Source organism: Micromonospora sp. NPDC049171 (assembly GCF_040648275.1).
GTDB lineage: Bacteria > Actinomycetota > Actinomycetes > Mycobacteriales > Micromonosporaceae > Micromonospora.
On record NZ_JBEZDJ010000036.1, the window covers coordinates 1 to 16,995 of the forward strand.

At 72.0% G+C, this 16,995-nt stretch carries 20 protein-coding genes; 7 read left to right on the top strand and 13 right to left on the bottom strand.

Annotation, left to right across the window (positions count from 1 at the left end; translation table 11 throughout):
- Nucleotides 1-121: 121 nt before the first annotated feature.
- From AB0B14_RS32695 to AB0B14_RS32720, 6 genes are all read right to left on the bottom strand, one after another.
- Complete coding sequence (locus AB0B14_RS32695) at nt 122-721, bottom strand: hypothetical protein (RefSeq protein WP_357525915.1); 600 nt, start codon at nt 719-721, stop codon at nt 122-124.
- Nucleotides 722-777: 56 nt separating this feature from the next.
- Nucleotides 778-2,244: a histidine kinase dimerization/phospho-acceptor domain-containing protein gene (locus AB0B14_RS32700; protein WP_357525917.1), complete on the bottom strand. Its 1,467-nt coding sequence runs from the start codon at nt 2,242-2,244 to the stop codon at nt 778-780.
- Nucleotides 2,237-2,929 (bottom strand): response regulator transcription factor, encoded by a 693-nt coding sequence (locus AB0B14_RS32705; protein WP_357525919.1) that lies wholly within the window; start codon nt 2,927-2,929, stop codon nt 2,237-2,239. Before AB0B14_RS32705 ends, AB0B14_RS32700 begins: the two co-directional genes overlap by 8 nt.
- A gap of 90 nt (nt 2,930-3,019) precedes the next feature.
- Nucleotides 3,020-3,526: a hypothetical protein gene (locus tag AB0B14_RS32710; protein WP_357065805.1), complete on the bottom strand. Its 507-nt coding sequence runs from the start codon at nt 3,524-3,526 to the stop codon at nt 3,020-3,022.
- A 111-nt stretch (nt 3,527-3,637) separates the two neighbouring features.
- A complete protein-coding gene (locus AB0B14_RS32715) occupies nt 3,638-4,651 on the bottom strand; it encodes an aminoglycoside phosphotransferase family protein (protein WP_357525921.1) in 1,014 nt (337 codons plus the stop codon).
- A gap of 60 nt (nt 4,652-4,711) precedes the next feature.
- Nucleotides 4,712-5,884 (bottom strand): acetyl-CoA C-acyltransferase, encoded by a 1,173-nt coding sequence (locus tag AB0B14_RS32720; protein WP_357065811.1) that lies wholly within the window; start codon nt 5,882-5,884, stop codon nt 4,712-4,714.
- Between the two features lie 118 nt (nt 5,885-6,002).
- Here AB0B14_RS32720 and AB0B14_RS32725 point away from each other — a divergent pair, with 118 nt between their 5' ends.
- Nucleotides 6,003-6,437 (top strand): PH domain-containing protein, encoded by a 435-nt coding sequence (locus AB0B14_RS32725; protein WP_357065814.1) that lies wholly within the window; start codon nt 6,003-6,005, stop codon nt 6,435-6,437.
- A gap of 1 nt (nt 6,438) precedes the next feature.
- On the opposite strand, the gene AB0B14_RS32730 is transcribed toward AB0B14_RS32725, so the two are convergent.
- Nucleotides 6,439-7,356, bottom strand: a complete 918-nt coding sequence (locus tag AB0B14_RS32730; RefSeq protein ID WP_357065817.1) for a rhomboid family intramembrane serine protease — start codon at nt 7,354-7,356, stop codon at nt 6,439-6,441.
- Between the two features lie 115 nt (nt 7,357-7,471).
- Nucleotides 7,472-8,002, bottom strand: coding sequence for a peptidylprolyl isomerase (locus AB0B14_RS32735; RefSeq protein ID WP_357065819.1), 531 nt, complete (start codon nt 8,000-8,002; stop codon nt 7,472-7,474).
- A gap of 84 nt (nt 8,003-8,086) precedes the next feature.
- Here AB0B14_RS32735 and AB0B14_RS32740 point away from each other — a divergent pair, with 84 nt between their 5' ends.
- Nucleotides 8,087-8,872, top strand: coding sequence for a hypothetical protein (locus tag AB0B14_RS32740; protein WP_357525923.1), 786 nt, complete (start codon nt 8,087-8,089; stop codon nt 8,870-8,872).
- Between the two features lie 232 nt (nt 8,873-9,104).
- On the opposite strand, the gene corA is transcribed toward AB0B14_RS32740, so the two are convergent.
- The 4 genes from corA to AB0B14_RS32760 form a co-directional block, all read right to left on the bottom strand.
- On the bottom strand, nt 9,105-10,253 hold the full coding sequence (gene corA, locus AB0B14_RS32745; protein ID WP_357525925.1) for a magnesium/cobalt transporter CorA: 1,149 nt from the start codon (nt 10,251-10,253) through the stop codon (nt 9,105-9,107).
- A gap of 322 nt (nt 10,254-10,575) precedes the next feature.
- Entirely contained in the window at nt 10,576-11,670 is a 1,095-nt protein-coding gene (locus tag AB0B14_RS32750; protein ID WP_357065827.1) for a PLP-dependent aminotransferase family protein, read from the bottom strand.
- Nucleotides 11,671-11,775: 105 nt separating this feature from the next.
- The gene (locus tag AB0B14_RS32755) at nt 11,776-12,234 is read right to left on the bottom strand and encodes an ester cyclase (RefSeq protein WP_357065829.1); all 459 of its coding nucleotides are present in this window, start codon (nt 12,232-12,234) and stop codon (nt 11,776-11,778) included.
- An 84-nt stretch (nt 12,235-12,318) separates the two neighbouring features.
- On the bottom strand, nt 12,319-12,711 hold the full coding sequence (locus AB0B14_RS32760; RefSeq protein WP_357065832.1) for a CBS domain-containing protein: 393 nt from the start codon (nt 12,709-12,711) through the stop codon (nt 12,319-12,321).
- 113 nt (nt 12,712-12,824) lie between these two features.
- On the opposite strand from AB0B14_RS32760, the gene AB0B14_RS32765 reads away from it, so the two are divergent.
- From AB0B14_RS32765 to AB0B14_RS32785, 5 genes are all read left to right on the top strand, one after another.
- On the top strand, nt 12,825-13,274 hold the full coding sequence (locus AB0B14_RS32765) for an NUDIX domain-containing protein (RefSeq protein ID WP_357525927.1): 450 nt from the start codon (nt 12,825-12,827) through the stop codon (nt 13,272-13,274).
- Nucleotides 13,271-14,038, top strand: coding sequence for a hypothetical protein (locus AB0B14_RS32770; protein ID WP_357065838.1), 768 nt, complete (start codon nt 13,271-13,273; stop codon nt 14,036-14,038). Before AB0B14_RS32765 ends, AB0B14_RS32770 begins: the two co-directional genes overlap by 4 nt.
- A gap of 79 nt (nt 14,039-14,117) precedes the next feature.
- Nucleotides 14,118-14,849, top strand: a complete 732-nt coding sequence (locus AB0B14_RS32775; RefSeq protein ID WP_357525929.1) for a phosphocholine cytidylyltransferase family protein — start codon at nt 14,118-14,120, stop codon at nt 14,847-14,849.
- Entirely contained in the window at nt 14,837-15,904 is a 1,068-nt protein-coding gene (locus AB0B14_RS32780; RefSeq protein WP_357065844.1) for an iron-containing alcohol dehydrogenase family protein, read from the top strand. The genes AB0B14_RS32775 and AB0B14_RS32780 overlap by 13 nt, the downstream gene beginning before the upstream one ends.
- On the top strand, nt 15,879-16,598 hold the full coding sequence (locus tag AB0B14_RS32785) for a CDP-alcohol phosphatidyltransferase family protein (RefSeq protein WP_357525931.1): 720 nt from the start codon (nt 15,879-15,881) through the stop codon (nt 16,596-16,598). The genes AB0B14_RS32780 and AB0B14_RS32785 overlap by 26 nt, the downstream gene beginning before the upstream one ends.
- Nucleotides 16,599-16,669: 71 nt before the next feature.
- On the opposite strand, the gene AB0B14_RS32790 is transcribed toward AB0B14_RS32785, so the two are convergent.
- On the bottom strand, nt 16,670-16,995 hold a 326-nt coding region (locus AB0B14_RS32790; RefSeq protein ID WP_357525933.1), incomplete at its 5' end, for a tetratricopeptide repeat protein.

The window sequence follows — 16,995 nt, forward strand, 5'->3', positions numbered from 1 at the left end:
ACCGGCGGCGTTGCGGTTTCGTCCGGATACGACACCGGTATCCGGACGAAACCGCGCCTTGCCGGATCGCCGCCCGGACTCCGCCTCGGCTCGACCGCCCTTATGAAACAGGCCCTACCGCTCACTTGGCGCCGGGGATGAGGATCAGCCGGGCCACGCCCTTGTCGCCGTCCTTCGCGCCGGCGACGCCGAGCGTCGCGCCGACCTTGACCTCGCTCGGCTGCACCGTGGCGCGCCGCTCGACGACTCGCAGGTCGTCGCCGAAGGTCCAGGTCATGGTGAAGCCGTCGGTGGACTTGACGGTCATCGAGTCACCGTCGATAGCGGTCACCTCGCCGCGCTGCACGGCGACTGTCTGCGTACCGCCGTCCTTGTTCTTCACCACGGCCTCGCCGTGCAGGGTGTTCTTGCGCAACTGCACGCGGGCCTGGTGGCGCTTGCGCAGCTCCTCGCCCCGCTTCTCCCGGGCCTTGTCCTTTGCGGTGGGCGAGGCACCGGGCGTCGGGGTGGCCGGCGCGGCGATGGTCCGCACGTCCAGGTCGTCCGCGTCGAAGCCCATGGCGGTGAGCGCCTGGCCCTCGACGCCCATCGCGGCGGCGACCTCGACGGCGGCCTCCCGCGCGGGTTGGCTGGCCACCTCGGCCGCACCGCAGCCGCTGACACCGAGCGCGACCGCCGCGAGCAGCGCCGTGGTGCCGGTGGCGAATCCCCAACGTGGCATGGCTTTTCCTCTCGTCCGTGGAGGTCCCAGCCTCTCCCGCGACGACGAGCGGAGCGTCAGGCCGATGTTCGAGCCAGGTAAGGATCGCCGGGCAGCCGGACCGTGAAGGCGGCCCCGCCCTCCGGCGCGTGCCCGGCGGCGATCTCCCCGCCCAACCGCCGGACCAGCCCGGCCGCCAGCGCCAACCCCAACCCGCTGCCGACCTTGCGCACCCCCCGGTAACGCTGGTGCAGCGCGCCGCGCTCGAACGCCACCGCCAGGTCGTCGTCGGTGAAGCCCGGCCCGCCGTCGCGGACCTCCAACACGCCGCCGGCGGCCGGGTCCGCACCGGCCGGCCGGACCGCGAGCACCACCGGCGACCCCGGGGGTACGACCCGCAGCGCATTCTCCAGCAGCCCGTCCAGCACCTGCCGGATGCGCCCCGGATCGGTGTACGCGGGCACCGGCTGACCGGGCGTCTCCATCCGGAACGGCACGCCCACCGCCGCACACCGACCGGCCCAGGTCGGCTCGGCGTCCAGGGCCAGCCGGGTGAGATCCACCGACACCGGTTCGAGAGGGAAGTCGGCGGCCTCCAGCCGGGCCAGCGCCAGCAGGTCACCGATCAGCCGGTCCAGGTGTTGGGCCTCGGCCAGCATCGTCCGGCCGGTGTCGACGGTGTCGTCCGCGCCGAGCACCCCGTCGGCGAGCGCCTCGGCATACCCCCGGATCGCGGTCAACGGGGTGCGCAGTTCGTGCGAGACGGACAGCAGGAACTCCCGTTGCCGCCCCTCACTGGTGGCCAGTGCGCCGGCCAGTCCGTTCAACGCCTCGGCCAGGTCGGCGACCTCGTCCGGCGGCTCGACCGGCACCCGGACGGCGCGATCGCCGGCGCGTAGCCGGGCGGCGGCGGTGGCCGCGACGCGGATCGGCCGGGCCAGCCGGCGGGCCAGCAGCAGCCCGGCCACCACACCGGCGGCCAACCCGGCCAGCAGCGGCAGCCACAGGCTACGCAGCACCTGGGCCCACAGCCCGTTCGCCAGGGGACGGGAGAGCACCACCCCGTTGCCGCCGGCCAACGCCCGGCCCTCGACCAGGGCGCGCTCGCCGTTGACGGCGCGCCGGGCCGACACGTTGCGCCCCTGCCCGATGCGCTGCACCACCCGGGCCGGCAGACCCGGCCGGTCGGCCGCACCACGCCGGATCAGGTACGCGTTGATGCCCTGGTCACGCAGTTGCTGGACGAGCCGTTCCTCGTCCGCGGTGCGGCCCCGGTCGAGGCGGGTCCGCAGCACCTCGGCGGCGAGCCGGGCCTGCGCGGCGAGCGCCTCCTGCTCGCTCCGCTCCGCGCCGCGGATCGCCAACGGCACGGCGACGATCGCGGTGACCAGCACCGACACCAACGCCACCGCACAGGTCACCAGCACCGCCCGGGCGGTCAGGGTGCGGCCGAACCGGCCCCGACGAGGTGCCGCCGACGGGCCGGCGCCGACCACCGGCAGGAACATGGTCGGTGACTCGGCGCGCGCGGGATGATCAGGCATCGACCGCGTACCCCACGCCGCGGTGGGTGCGGATCACGCTGGTCGGGCCGAGCTTCGCCCGCACCTGGGCGACATGCACGTCCACGGTGCGGGTGCCGGCGTGTGCCGCGTACCCCCAGACCCCGGCCAGCAACTCCTCCCGGGTGAAGACCCGACCGGGCCGGGCCATCAGGTGGGCCAGCAGGTCGAACTCGGTGGAGGTGAGCTGCACCGGCGCGCCCCCGACGGTGACCGTGCGGCGGCCCGGGTCGAGCGTCACCGGGCCGACGACACGCGGCCGGTCCGCGCCCTCCGGGCCACCGGCGGCCCGGCGCAGCACCGCGCGCACCCGGGCGACCAACTCGCGAGGGCTGAACGGCTTGGTGACGTAGTCGTCGGCGCCCAACTCCAGACCGACGATCCGATCCACCTCGTCGTCCCGGGCGGTGAGGAAGATGACCGGGGTCCAGTCGCCGACCTCGCGCAGCCGACGGCAGATCTCGGTGCCGGGCAGGCCCGGCAACGCGATGTCCAGGACGCAGGCCACCGGGCGCAACCGGCGGGCGGCACTCAGGCCGGCGGCACCGTCCCGTTCCAGGTGGACGCCGAATCCGTCCCGGACGAGGTACAGCCGGACCAGGTCGGCGATGGCCGGTTCGTCCTCGACCACGAGGACGAGCCCGCGGTGCGGCGGTTCGACGGTCACCGGCCCATGATTGCCGACGGCGAACGCTCGACGCGATCGGTGTGTGTACGAGTTCGGTAAAGGTGCGGCAAGGCGTGGTCGGGTGTCAGTTCACCAGGACGGAGCGAACATCCCGGGCCGCGCGCCGGCCGGTGCGTCGCCGATGCTGGCGACGACCCGCGCGCCGGGCGGCCGCAGGCGGCTCCGGAACGCCTGGTTGAGCAGCGCGTCGAGCTGCCAGACCTGCTTCGGGTGGCTGGTGCGGATCAGGAACCGCTCACGGATCCCGTCGATCGCGGTGGCCGCCATCTCGACCGACTGAAGTCGCGGGTCCGGGCTCCAGGTGACGTTGCTCAGCTCGCGCAACTCGGTGTTGAGATGCAGGCGCAGACGGTGCAGTAGTCGGGTCTGCTGGGTCACCACCAGTCGACGGTGGGTGAGCAGCAACAGGTAGTCGCCGGTGACCGGACGGTCGGGGCGACTGCAACGGGTGACCAGGATGGTGGCGTCACCGGAGCCGACGCAGCGCCGGAAGACCGGCATGTGCCGGCTCACGGTCTGCACGGCCAGGCCAGCCTCGGTGGCGGCCGGAAGGAACGTTCGGGAGAAGACGTCCATGACCTGCCCAACGACCTCCCCGGCGGGGTGACGTGGGTCACGATGCATTTTTGGAAGTTCCACGCCGGGGGTCGCACTGGCTGTCCGATTTCCGACGTGGACGGATCATGGTCAGGAATCGGGCTGAAGAGGACTGGCGGCGAACAGCTCCTCCAGCCAACCGGGGACCGCCTCGGCGTACTCGGCGCGGGAGCTGTCGACGGTGTCCAGGGCGCGACGCCAGGACAGCGACCGGCTCACCGCCCCCAGGTTGATCGCGAGGTCGACGGCCTCGACGAGAGTCCGGCGGTCGTACCTGTCGGTCCACGCCTCCAGGTAGGCGTCCCGCAACCGAGCCAACCGGGCGTCGTCGGCCGCCAACGACTCGGCGTACCGGATGGACCGCAGGGTCACCAGCAACGTGCCGAACGGGTGCGCCACCGAGGCGTCGCCCCAGTCGAAGTAGCGGTAGCCGTCCGAGGCCGCGAAGACGTTGCCGTCGTGCAGGTCGTCGTGTTGCACGGTGGCCGGAATGCCGATGTCGGCGAGCCGTCGACACCGCTCGGCGTACGACGGCAGCTCCGCCCGCAGCCGCTCGTGCAGATCCGGGCTGAGCCCACCCTCGGCACCGACAAGCAGCGACTCGCGATCGTCGAGCAACTCGGCGAGCAGCCCGGCCAGCACCTCGGGGCGGTGGTCCGGCACGCCCTGGGCGACCAACTCGTCGGCATGCGGCACGGTGGCCAGTTGGAGCGCCGCGTACCCGGGCAGCGCCCGCTCCCAGTGCGCCAGATCGGGCTCGCGCGCCAGCACGTCCCGCAACGACTCGCCACCGTCGGGCAGCAGCGACCAGCCCTGCGCCGGGTCCACCGCGATCGGCGTCAGCACCCGTGCCGGCGTCAACCGGGCGAGCGTCGCGATCAGCACCGCCTCGTGCACGGTGCCCGGGTTGTTGGCCTTGAACCAGACCGGGCCGTCGTCGGTGGGCACCCGCCAGACCAGCGACCACGGGCGCACCCGAGGCTCCACCGGCCCGGTCACCCGCCGGCCGGACTCGCTCAGCCGCGCGTCGACCCAGGACCGGGCCCTCGCCTGCCACTGCTCCGTGGACCAGGGCGCGGCGTGCGGGTCAGCGTTCGTCGTCACGCAAGGCACCCTAGGCGGCCCGCCCGCGCCGACGCGAGCGCGTTTACGGCGTCGGGGGAGTCAGACCAGCTCGACGATCGTCGCGTTGGCCATGCCGCCGCCCTCGCACATGGTCTGCAGGCCGTAGCGGATCCCGTTGTCCCGCATGTGCTGGAGCATGGTGGTCATGATCCGGGCACCGGAACCGCCGAGCGGATGACCAAGGGCGATCGCCCCGCCACGCGGGTTGAGCCGCTCCGGGTCCGCCTCGGTCTCCGCCAGCCAGGCCAGCGGCACCGGGGCGAACGCCTCGTTCACCTCGTACACCCCGATCTCCTCGATGCCCAGCCCCGCGCGGCGCAGCGCCTTCGCGGTGGCCGGGATGGGCGCGGTGAGCATGGTGACCGGGTCGTCGGCGGCGACCACGGCGGTGTGGATCCGGGCCAGCGGGCGCAGGCCGTGCCGGCTGGCCCAGTCGGAGGTGGTCACCGCGAGGGCGGCGGCGCCGTCGGAGATCTGGGACGCGGACCCGGCCGTCACCACGCCCTCGGCACGGAACGGGGTGGCCAACTCGCCCAGCTTCTCCAGGGAGGTCTCCCGGCGGATGCCCTCGTCGGCGGCGAACTTGCCCCCGTCCGCGAGCGGCACCGGGGTCAGCTCCGGGTCGAACGCGCCGGCGTCCTGCGCGGCGGCCGCCTTCTCGTGGCTGGCCAGCGCGAACTCGTCCAGCTGGGTACGGGAGAGCCGCCACCGCTGGGCGATCAACTCGGCCCCGACCCCCTGGTTGAACGGCAGCGGCGCATCGTCGGCGAAGCCCTCGACACCCCGGTAGCGGGCGCGCAGCTGGTCACTGAACGGCATGCCGCCGGCCACACTGGAGCCCATCGGCACCCGGGTCATCGACTCGACCCCGCCGGCGACCACCAGGTCGGCCTGGCCGGAGAGCACAGTCGCGGCGGCGAAGTGCAGGGCCTGCTGGCTGGAGCCGCACTGCCGGTCCAGGCTCGTGCCGGGCACCGTCTCGGGCCAGCCGGCGGCGAGCACGGCGTTGCGGGCGACGTTCCACGACTGCTCGCCGACCTGGGACACGCAGCCCCAGTAGACGTCGTCGACCTGGGCCGGGTCGATCCCGGTGCGCTCGGCGAGGGCGCGCAGCACGTGCGCCGAGAGGTCGACCGGGTGGACCTCGGCGAGGCTGCCCCTGCGCCGTCCGACCGGGGTGCGCACCGCGCCGACGATGACCGCGTCACTCATGTTTACTCCCCGGTAACGTGGGCTGTCCCGATCCTACGTCGTCCACGGCTCGCTCATCCGGGCAGGCGTCGAGATGCCCGTACCCCCGACACCCGGCCGCCGCTGGCATGCTGGGCGGGTGGATGAGATCCCCCCGGTGCGGCAGTGGCGGGTGCCGGCGACCCTGCCGGCGGCAAAGCTGGCCGGCGCGGTTCTGCTTGTCGCGCTCGGCCTGCTCTTCGCCGACGGCGACCCGGTCCGCCTGGTGGTGGCCGTCCTGGCCGCCGCCACGCTGGCCGGCTGGGCGGTACGCGACCTGGTCGCGCCGGTCCGGTTGGCGGTGGACCCGGCGGGGCTCACCGTCATCCACGGATTCGCGGGCCGACGGCTGCTGCCCTGGTCGGCGGTCGAGGAGATCGCCGTGGACCGGCGGCCACGGCTGGGTCTGACAAGCGAAACCCTGGAGATCGACGCGGGCGACTCGCTGCACCTGTTCGGTCGGTACGACCTCGGCGCGACCCCGGAGGAGGTGGCCGCCGCGCTGCGGGCCGCCCGGCCGACCTCGCCCGGCTGAGTCAGCCGAGCAGGTAGACGGTGCGGAAGACGGCCACACCGAGCAGGAGCAGCACGATCACCGCACAGCCGACGACCTGCACCAACGTGCGTCGACCACGCGGCGCGTACGCGAGCACCACCGCAGTCAGCGCCCCGATCACCAGCCCACCGAGGTGCCCGGCGATGGAGATCCTCGGCACGGCGAACGTGAAGACCAGGTTGACGACGAGGACCGGCACGATCGACGAGGTGTCGAGACCGAGGCGTCGCATGATCACGAACATCGCGGCGAAGAGGCCGAAGATGGCAGTCGACGCACCGACTGTCGGCGGCTGGTTGGGCGCACTGAACAGATAGACCGCGACGTTGCCGCCGAAGCCCGCGATCAGGTAGAGAGCGAGGAATCGCCACCGGCCGAGCGCCGCCTCCAACTCCCGGCCGATCACCCACAGCGCCCACGAGTTGAGCAGCAGGTGCAGCAGGCCGTAGTGCAGGAACATCGCACTGATCAGCCGGTACCACTCGCCGGCCGCGACCCCGTGCACCGGCCCGAGGGGGACGTACGAGGCGTAGCCGAGCACACCGCCCCACAGCGTCAGCGGCGTGTCACCGCCCAGCAGACCGCCGAAGCCGGAACCGCCCGCCGCCGCGTCCCCGCCCCGGTCCGAGGCGATGGACAGCACCATGAACAGCACGTTCAGCGCGATGAGCGCCTTGGTGACGTAGCCGTGCCGGCCGGCGATACCGCCACCGAAGGCGGTACGCGCCGGCCGGACACTGCGACGTCCCTCGTCGACGCACTCCGGGCACTGGTGCCCGACGGACGCCTCCCGCATGCAGTCCGGGCAGATCGGCCGGTCGCAGCGGGTGCACCGCACGTAGGTCTCCCGACCCGGGTGCCGGTAGCAGACCGGGGCGGTCGGCGGAGACTCACTCACCGGGCCGACCCTCCGTCCACCGACGCGCCATTTACCGACGCGCGATCCACCGACGCCGGCCGGTGCGGTGCTCCGGAGCGCTCAATCATGCGAGCAAAGGTACCTCGCCGGTCGGTCAGGAAGCAGACCGCTCGATCTCGACCCGCTCGATGACGACGTCCTGCAGCGGACGGTCGCTCGGGCCGGTCGGGGTGCTCGCGATCGAGTCGACGACCTTCACCGACTGCTCGTCGGCAACCTGGCCGAAGATGGTGTGCCGGTTGTTGAGGTGCGGCGTCGGGGACACGGTGATGAAGAACTGCGAACCGTTGGTGCCCGGTCCGGCGTTCGCCATCGCCAGCAGGTAGGGCCGGTCGAAGCGCAGCTCCGGGTGGAACTCGTCAGCGAACTTGTAGCCCGGCCCGCCCCGACCGGTGCCGGTCGGGTCGCCCATCTGGACCATGAAACCGCTGATCACCCGGTGCGAGATGGTGCCGTCGTAGTACGGCCCACTGCCCGGCTGACCGGTGCGCGGGTCGGTGTACTCACGGTTGCCCTCGGCCAGGTCGACGAAGTTGCGGACGGTCTTCGGCGCGTGGTTCGGGAAGAGCTCCAGCCGGATCGAGCCAGCGTTGGTGTGCAGGGTGGCGTAGACAGCCTCGGCCACGGGTACTCCTCACTCGTTGGTCAGTTCCATGCGGATCCTCCCATGTGCCCGATCTGGCATCGCGGAGGCATCCGTTGGTGGAGGATGACGAAGGAACAACTCCCAGGAGGTAGGACCGTGTTTGGATTCGGGCGGCGTAAGTCCCAGGGGCAGTTGGCAAAGGCCGAGCTGAACCAGAGCATCAGCCACCTGATGCAAGCAGCCAACCACGCCGCGAAGGGTGCCGGAGCGACCGTCGGCCCGCGGGTCCAGGTGGCCCGGGGCTACGTGGGGCCGGCCGCGGCGAGGGTTCGCGACCAGGCGTCGACCGGCTGGGGGACGACACTCACCACGCTGGCACCGCTGGCCGTGGCGGCCCGTGACGGCGCCGCGCAGGCAGGGCCGCTGACCAGGAAGGCCAAGTCGAAGACCATGCGGATCACCGGTAAGAAGAAGCAGCCGCGCCGTCGCGGCTCGATGATGACCGGCCTGCTGGCAGCAGGTGTCGTCGCCGGCCTGGCCGGCGCGGTGGCCCTGCGTCGCCGCCGGGAGCAGCAGGAGTGGGCCGAGTACGACCCGACCCGCGGCAGCCTCGAACCGATGCGTGACGAGGTCGACTCGATCGAGGTGCGCACGCCGTCCGCCACCAAGGGCACCGACGGGGCGGCCATGACCGGCGCCGCGGGGATGACCGGCGCCGGCAGTTCGGCGGTGGCCGGCGGCACCAGCGCGAGCACCACCGGCCCGGCCAAGCAGACCGGCATCCGCCCGACGGACAAGGTCCCGTCGGTCGCCGAGGGTGCCACTGACGTCTCCGGTCGGCCGACCGACGACCTCACCAAGGCGCTGGGCAAGGACAAGGACACCGCCCGCACCAACGGCCGCCGCTGACCACAGCGACAGCGCATCGAGCGCCGACGAGCGGGCTGCCCCCGCTCGTCGGCGCTTCCGCGGGCGCGGCGCTTCCGCGGGCGCGGCGCTCTCGCGGGGGCCCTTGCATGATCGACTCGGCTTTCAGGAAGTCGGGGTGTCCAGGTGCGCGGGATGCCGCGACTTCCTGAAAGGCGAGTGGATCATGGCGCAGGTCGGGCGGCGGAGTGGTCCGGGTGCTGTCGCCGCGCGGTCAGAGCCACCCGTTGCGGCGGAACCACCGGTAGAGCGCCAGTGAGACGCCGAGCATGAGGGCTAACACCACCGGATAGCCGTACGTCATCTTCAGCTCGGGCATGTTGTCGAAGTTCATCCCGTAGATGCCGGCGATGGCGGTCCACACCGCGGCGATACCGGCCCAGGCAGCGATCTTGCGCATGTCGTTGTTCTGGTCGACGGTGACCTGGGCCAGCCGCGCCTGGAGGATCGAGTTCAGCAGGTCGTCGTAGGAGTTCACCTGCTCCACGGTGCGGCTCAGGTGGTCCTGCACGTCCCGGAAGTACTTGCGGATCTCCTTGGGCACGTCCCGGTTGACCTGCGAGGTCAGCGTCATCAGCGGCCGTTGCAGCGGCACCACCGCCCGCTTGAACTCCACCAACTCCCGCTTCATCTGGTAGATCCGCTGGATCCGCCCGTGGCCCTGCCGATCGAAGACCTCCGCCTCCAGCATGTCCAGGTCGTCCTCGATCTGGTCGGCGACCTCCAGGTAGAGATCGACCACCCGGTCGGTCACCCCGTACGCCACCGCCCACGGGCCGTGCAGCAGCAACTCCTGCTTGGTCTCCAGGTCGGCGCGGATCGGGGCGAGCCGGCAGGCGTCCCCGTGCCGGACGCTGATCACGAAGTTCGGGCCGATGAAGAGCATCACCTGCCCGGTCTCCACGACCTCGGAGTTCTCGGTCAGTTCGGCGTGCTCGCAGTACCGCGCGGTCCGCAGCACCAGGAAGACGACGTCGCCGAACCGCTCCAGCTTGGGGCGCTGCTCGGCCTTCACCGCGTCCTCGACGGCGAGCTCGTGCAGCCCGTAGGTCTCCGCGATGGCGGTCATCTCGGCCAACTCGGGCTGGTGCAGACCGATCCAGACGAAGCCGTGCTCCTCCCGGCGGGCCGCGGTCAGCGCCTCGGCGTACGTCCAGTCGCCGGGTTGCCGCTTGCCGTCGACGTAGAGCGCGCAGTCGACCACCGCGCTGCGGCCGGTGCCGCTGGGGGTCGGCGCGGGCGGCGAACCGTCGGTGTTGAGGATCCGGGTCATCGCCCGGACCGGGGAGGGCCACGCCCGAGGTCGCAACACCCGGCCGGCGGACGACGGTGCCGTCCGGTCCCGCTCTGTCCGATCCGTCATCGCGTCACCTCCCACGCTCGGCTGCGGCTTGCAGGCTACGCCGACCGGGCTCCGGGACGCCTGTGACGGCGGTCGCGTGGGGCGGCGCCGGGCGGGCCGGGCCGCATCGGGGGGTGTGCGGGGACGACACGGCCCACCCGGCACCTGTGGGGGCGGGAGGTTGTGCTGCCGCGTCACCCCACTCGCGGCCAGCCCGGAGACCGGGCGGTGACGTCCGCAACAGCTGAAGGGTGACGCTCGCAGCATTGTGGGCCGCCGACCGCCCGGGCGGGAGTCCCGAGGCGGCCGGCGTCGTCTTTCTGTCGGGAACCCGACAGTCAACTCAGCTGCGGACCGCCTCCACCGCCTCGGCGAGCCGACGGACACCCTCGTCGATCTTGTCCGCGGTCACCGCCGAGAAGGCCAACCGGAGCGCGTGCCGCCCACCGTCCAGCACGAAGTCGCTGCCCTTGACCACCGCGACCCCACGCTCGGCGGCCGCCGGGGCGAGCCGGTCGACAAGCACGTCCTCCGGGAACTCGACCCAGAGGAAGTAGCCGCCGTCGGGTTCCACGAACCGCGCCTGCGGCAGGTGCCGGCGCAACGACTCGGCGAGCACCCGGGACCGCTCACCCAGCGCCGCTCGTACCGTCTCGATCGAGCGGTCGATGTCACCGGAGACGCAGAACTCGTGCACGATCGCCTGGGACACCATGCCCGGCGAAATGTAGAGGCTCGTCGCGTTCTTGGCGATGTCGGCGATCAGATCCGATGGGCCGACCAGGTAACCGACCCGGACGCCGGGGCAGACGGTCTTGGTGAAGCTCGACGCGTGCACCACCACGTTGCGGGTGTCCAGCGAGAGCATCGACGGCAGTGCCTCGCCCCGGAACCGGACGTCCGCGTACGGGTCGTCCTCGAAGATCGTGAACTCGTACTCGGCGGCGAGGTCGAGCAACTCCCGACGCTTCTCCAGCGACAGCGTCATGCCGGCGGGGTTCTGGTAGTTCGGGATGACGTGCGCGAGCCGGGGCCGGACCCCGGACTCCAGCAGCTTGCGCAGCTCGGCGGTGTCGAGGCCATCCGGCTGGACCGCGATGGAGTGCAGCTCACTGCCCATCCGCTGGAGATTGAGCAGCGTCCGGTCGTACGTCGGGCGTTCCACCACCACCGCGTCGCCGGGGCGGACCAGGTGGTCGAAGAGGAACGCGTCGGCCTGAAGCGACCCGTTGGTGACCAGCACCTGGTCGGCCTGGACGCCGTGCTTGTCGGCGATCCACTTCCGCAGCGGAAGGTAACCGACGGAGGTGCCGTACGCCGTGACCCCCGCGGGGTCGGCGTCGAAGGCGCGGACGGCTGCGGCCTTGAGCCCCTCGACATCGACGATGTCCAGCGAGGGAGCCCCACGGGCAAAGGAGATCAACTGCTCGGCGGTCATGGATGTTGAGCGTACGGGCGGCGGCGGGGGACGCGCGGACGGCACGGCGATGTCCGCATCCTGAGCCACCGGACGGGTGACCCGACTCCACCGGTCGGCGGCAGATCAGACCGGAAGGGCGAGCGCGTCGTGGTGCGCCACCCGGGACAGTCCCTCAAACTGCACGCCGATCGCGTCGAGAAGCTGACTCCAGTCGAAGTAGGAGCGCCAGGCGGTGATCCGGCCGTGCCGAGCCCGGACCACGTCGGCCACCTCCCAGCTCACCAGCCGCCCGGTGGGCGCGACGGTGCCGTACGGCGAATGCAGCGTGCCGGTGTGGGTGCCGGTCAGACGCAGCTCCACGGCGGCGCCACCGCCGGTGCGGACCGCGCCCAGCGGGTCGACCCGCAGGTCCCCGAAGGCGCCAGTCCAGGTGCGCAGGAGCGCGGGCAGCTCGATCGGGCGGACCGTCACGCCCGGCATGGCGTAGAACGCCTCCGGGGCGTAGAGATCCGGTAGACGGGCCACGTCCCGACGCAGGAGCATGGCGTACTGCTGCTCGACCAGCTGCTCCGCGTCACGCATCGGAGACCTCCCCCGCGGACCACGGCATCTCCGTGCCCGCAGGGGATCCTTACCCGTCGATCCGGCCGGCCACACCTGCGCGGCTCAGGTCCTGGCGGCCACCTGGCTGTCCGCCCAGACCCGCATGATGTCCCGCACCGAGATCACCCCGGCCACCTCGCGGCCGTCCAGCACCACCAGGTGCCGGAACCCGCCCCGGGCCATCGCGGCGGCGGCCTCGGCCACCGTCCATTCCGGGCCCGCGTAGACCACGTCCCAGGTCAGGTGAGCGCTGGTGCGTTCCACGTCGCAGTCCAGGCCGGCGCCGATGGCCTTCAACACGTCGCGTTCGGTCATGATCCCGACGCCCTCGGAATCCGGGTCGATCACGACCGCCGACCCGACACCGCGGGCCGACATCATCCGGGCCGCCTGGCGCAGCGTGTGCTCCGGACCGACGACGAGGACCTGGCTGGACATGGCATCCCGTACCTGCATCACAGATCACTCCTTTGGGACGGTGGCCCCCGGTACGGACATGGTCGTCCGTGGATGTTTCCGGGACAAGACCGAACGTCGCCGTACCGCCGGCCGCTCGCTACTGTCGGATCGTGTCCACCGAGCCCCTGCGCTGCGCCGGCGCGCTGATCGTCGACCACGACGGCCGCATCTTCTTCCAGCGCCGCTCACCGCACCGACGCCTCTTCCCCAACTGCTGGGACATCGTGGGCGGCCACCTGGAGCCGGGCGAGGATATCGACGAGGCGCTCCGTCGGGAGATCACCGAGGAGACCGGCTGGGTCCTCTCCCACGTCCTGGGCCAGGTGGGCGAATACACCTACGTGGGCGACGACGGCCTGGCCCGGATCGAGTACGACTTTCTGGTCCGTGTCGACGGTGACCTCGACCGCCCGACGTTGGAGGTCGGCAAGCACACCGAGTACCGCTGGCTGGCCGAGCACGAGGTGACAGCGCTGGACGAGCACCGCGACGTCAACGACGGGCTGATCCGGCGGATCGCGGAGGAGGGCTTCGCCGTCCTGCGGTCGATCGGTCTGTGAACACCGTCGAGCTGGCGCCGCACCGCGTCGCCGGGCTGCTCGCCCCGGCCGTGGACCGGGTCTTCCGCGCCGGCATGCTGGCCGGCCGCGACGGCGGAGGCGCCGAGTTGAGCCAGCGGTACGGCGGGCCGACCGCGAGCGGCTTCCTGGTGGACCTGCGCACCCGGCTGGCGGCGCCGGGTGGCACTGTCGACGCCCCGGGCTTCGCGGCGATCACCCGGTACGGAGATCCGGTCGTCGTCCGCCGGACGGTGGACAAGCAGGTGGCGCACGGGATGTTGCACCGCGGCCCGGACGGCGCACTGTCCGCCACCGAGCGGGGCGCGGCCTTCCTCGCCGAGCTGTACCAGGTGCACGCCGAGGTCACCGAGGAGCTGTGGGCCGGGCACGACGAGCGGGTGTCCCGGCTGGTCGCGGTGCTCGGTCGACTGCTGTCGTACGCGCTGGTGCTGGCCGACGAGGAGGGCGACCGGGGTGGTTCGGCCTTCGCCGCGTTGGCGCCTCCGCACGAGCCGGACGGCACCGGATCGGGCGTGCTGCTGCTCAACCGGCTCGGCACGCTGCGCTACCACCGGGCCGACGCGCACGCCGCCGCCTGGGCCGCCGCCGGGCACACCGCGTCGAGCGTCGCCGCCCTGCCGGCCGGCCCCGAACGGCTCGCCATCGAGCTGGAGACCGACCGCCGGGCCGCCGGCCCGTACTCCGTGCTCAGCGCGGACGAGCGGCTGACCATGCTCGCCGACCTGGCCGCACTGCCCGGCTGACCCGGTTGGCCCCAGCGGCGAGGTCAGCCGGCGCTATCCTCCAGCGGTGACGGGGAGCAGGACTAGGGAGGATGTCGCGATGATCGGAATGGTGCTCGCGGCCGGGGCGGGACGACGGCTGCGCCCGTACACCGACACCCTGCCCAAGGCTTTGGTGCCGGTGGACGGCGAGACCACGATCCTGGACATCGCGTTGGGCAACCTCGCCGAGGTCGGGCTCACCGACATCGTGATCGTGGTCGGCTACGCGGCGGACGCGGTCCGCGAGCGGCAGGCCGACCTGGAGAAGAGGTACGGGGTCACGCTGACCCTGGTGCACAACGACAAGGCCGAGGAGTGGAACAACGCCTACTCGCTCTGGCTGGCCCGGGAGTACTTCGCCCGTGGGGTGCTGCTCGTCAACGGCGACACCGTGCACCCGGTGAGCGTGGAGAAGACCCTGCTCGCCGAGCGCGGGCCGGGCATCCTGCTCGCGGTGGACACGCTGAAGGCGTTGGCCGAGGAGGAGATGAAGACCACCTTCGACGCGGCCGGCCAGCTCACCCGGATCACCAAGATCATGGACCCGGGCGAGGCGTACGGGGAGTACATCGGCGCGACGCTCATCGAACCGCAGGTCGCCGACGCCCTCGCCGACGCGTTGGAGGCGACCTGGCGACGGGACCCGAACCTCTACTACGAGGACGGCTACCAGGAGTTCGCCGACCGGGGCGGGGAGGTGCGGGCGGCGCCGATCGGTGACGTCCCGTGGGTCGAGGTCGACAACCACGCCGACCTGGCCCGCGCGCGGGAGATCGCGTGCCGCTACTAGCTCGGAGCGTCCTCACCCCGCTGCACATCGACGTGCGACGGGGGGCGGTGGCCGACCTGGCGGCGATCCTTTCCGACGGGCGGATCTCCGCCGGCGGTGACGTCGCGGTGGTGGTCGGCCCGGGCCAGGGCACCCAGATCGCGGAGCTGATCCGACCGTCCCTGCGAACGGCCGACGTGTTCACCGTCTCCGGGGGGACCCTGGACGCCGCCGACGACCTCGGCGGCAAACTCCGTGCCCGCTCGTACGACGCGGTCGTCGGGATCGGCGGCGGCAAGACCATCGACGTGGCCAAGTACGCGGCGACCCGCCGAGGGCTGCCGATGGTGTCGGTGGCGACGAGCCTCGCCAACGACGGGATCGCCTCCCCGGTGGCCAGCCTCATCACCGACGGACTCAAGGGCTCCTACGGCGTGCACATCCCGATCGCGGTGATCGTCGACCTGGACTTCGTGGAGAGCGGTCCGGACCGGCACAACCGGGCCGGCATCGGCGACGTGATCAGCAACATCAGCGCGCTCGCCGACTGGGAACTGGCCCGCCGGGTACGCGTCGAACCGTTCGACGGGCTCGCCGCCTCGCTGTCCCGGGCGGGTGCCGAAGCGGTGCTCAACCACCCGGGCGACATGGCCGACGACGCCTTCGTCACCGTGCTGGCCGATGCGTTGATCTCCAGCGGCCTGGCCATGGCCATCGAGGGCACCAGCCGCCCGTGCAGTGGCGGCTGCCACGAGATCATGCACGCCGTCGACGCGCTCTTCCCCGGCACCGCCTCACACGGCGAGTTGGCCGGGCTGGGTGCGCTGTTCTGCACCTGGCTGCGCGGGGACCTGCGCCGCTTCGGGGAGATGTCGGCCTGCCTGGCCCGGCACGGTCTGCCCCGGCTCCCCGCCGAGGTGGCGCTCAGTGACGACCAGTTCGTGGAGGCGGTGCAGTTCGCGCCGCGTACCCGACCGGACCGGTACACCATCCTCGAACACCTGGCGCTGTCGCCTACCGAGACCCGGGACCGGCTGGCAGACTACGCCGGTGCAATCCGCGACCAGCTTGGCTGACCCCCGTCCCACCGTCGCCGACTTCCACCGGGTGAACCGGGGCGGCGGCCTGTTCAGCGAGTCGATCAGCCAGTGGCTGGGCGCCGTCTTCGCGCTCGTCGCCCAGCGGCTCGGGTTGCGACCGACGGTGCTGACCATCACCAACCTGGTGCTTGGGCTGGCCACCTCGGTCACCGTGGTGGCGCTCGCCGGCCCGGTCGCGGACGGGGACGTACCGGCCTGGGTGGTCGGCCTGCTCGCCCTTGTCGGCTGGCAGGTGGCGTACTCCCTGGACTGCGCCGACGGGCAGCTCGCCCGGGTGACCGGCCAGGGCAGCGCGGCCGGGGCCCGGGTCGACGTGCTCTGCGACGTGGCCGCGCAGATCGCCCTGGTCGCCGCGCTCGCCGCCACCGCCGTGGCGCAGGAGCCGTCGACCCCGACCTGGCTGGTGGCGACCTTCGCCGGCACCTGGATGGTCAACCTGGTCACCTCGGTGATGCAGGCCGGCCCCAACGCCGCCAGCATGGTCACCTCGACCTCACTGCCGGTACGCCTGGTGAAGCTGGTCCGCGACTACGGCGCGGTGATCTTCGTGGCCGCCCTGGTGCTCGCCGTGGCCCCCGCGCTGGTCCTCTGGGTGCTCGTCGCCTTCACGATCGTCAACGGCGGCTTCCTGCTGGCGAGCATCGCCTTCTCCGCCCGCGCCTCCCTGTAAGGGCCCTGCGTCGACGGAACGCCACCCGTTGGCATCAGGGCATCTCGCCTTCGTCGTCGGCAGCGCTGCCCTCACGGTCCCGCAGGCGGTTCAGAACCGCCGTCTTCCGCGCGTTGTTGGCGGAGTTGTTCGAGGAGGGCGGTGTCGGCTTCGAGGTCGGGGTCGTCGACCTCGCGGTCGAGGTCAACGACGTGTTCGAGTTCCCGGATCGCCTGGTCGAGGTCACCGCCCGCCCGGTGGATCATCGCGATGTTGTACCGGGCGGTGGCTTCGCCGGCCCGGTTGCCGACCTCCTGCGTCATGGGGAGGGCTTGGTGGTAGTGGTCGAGGGCCTGCTGCCGATCCCCTAAACCGTCGTACACGTGGCCGATGTTGTTGAGGGTGGTGGCTTCGCCGG

Coding starts and splice junctions, on each gene's coding strand:
- corA (WP_357525925.1), bottom strand. CDS start 10,253: ATGACGGATCGGACAGAGCGGGACCGGACGGCACCGTCGTCCGCCGGC.
- AB0B14_RS32755 (WP_357065829.1), bottom strand. CDS start 12,234: ATGCGTGACGCGGAGCAGCTGGTCGAGCAGCAGTACGCCATGCTCCTG.
- AB0B14_RS32740 (WP_357525923.1), top strand. CDS start 8,087: ATGACGAAGGAACAACTCCCAGGAGGTAGGACCGTGTTTGGATTCGGG.
- AB0B14_RS32760 (WP_357065832.1), bottom strand. CDS start 12,711: ATGCAGGTACGGGATGCCATGTCCAGCCAGGTCCTCGTCGTCGGTCCG.
- AB0B14_RS32775 (WP_357525929.1), top strand. CDS start 14,118: ATGATCGGAATGGTGCTCGCGGCCGGGGCGGGACGACGGCTGCGCCCG.
- AB0B14_RS32695 (WP_357525915.1), bottom strand. CDS start 721: ATGCCACGTTGGGGATTCGCCACCGGCACCACGGCGCTGCTCGCGGCG.
- AB0B14_RS32720 (WP_357065811.1), bottom strand. CDS start 5,884: ATGAGTGACGCGGTCATCGTCGGCGCGGTGCGCACCCCGGTCGGACGG.
- AB0B14_RS32700 (WP_357525917.1), bottom strand. CDS start 2,244: ATGCCTGATCATCCCGCGCGCGCCGAGTCACCGACCATGTTCCTGCCG.
- AB0B14_RS32750 (WP_357065827.1), bottom strand. CDS start 11,670: ATGACCGCCGAGCAGTTGATCTCCTTTGCCCGTGGGGCTCCCTCGCTG.
- AB0B14_RS32710 (WP_357065805.1), bottom strand. CDS start 3,526: ATGGACGTCTTCTCCCGAACGTTCCTTCCGGCCGCCACCGAGGCTGGC.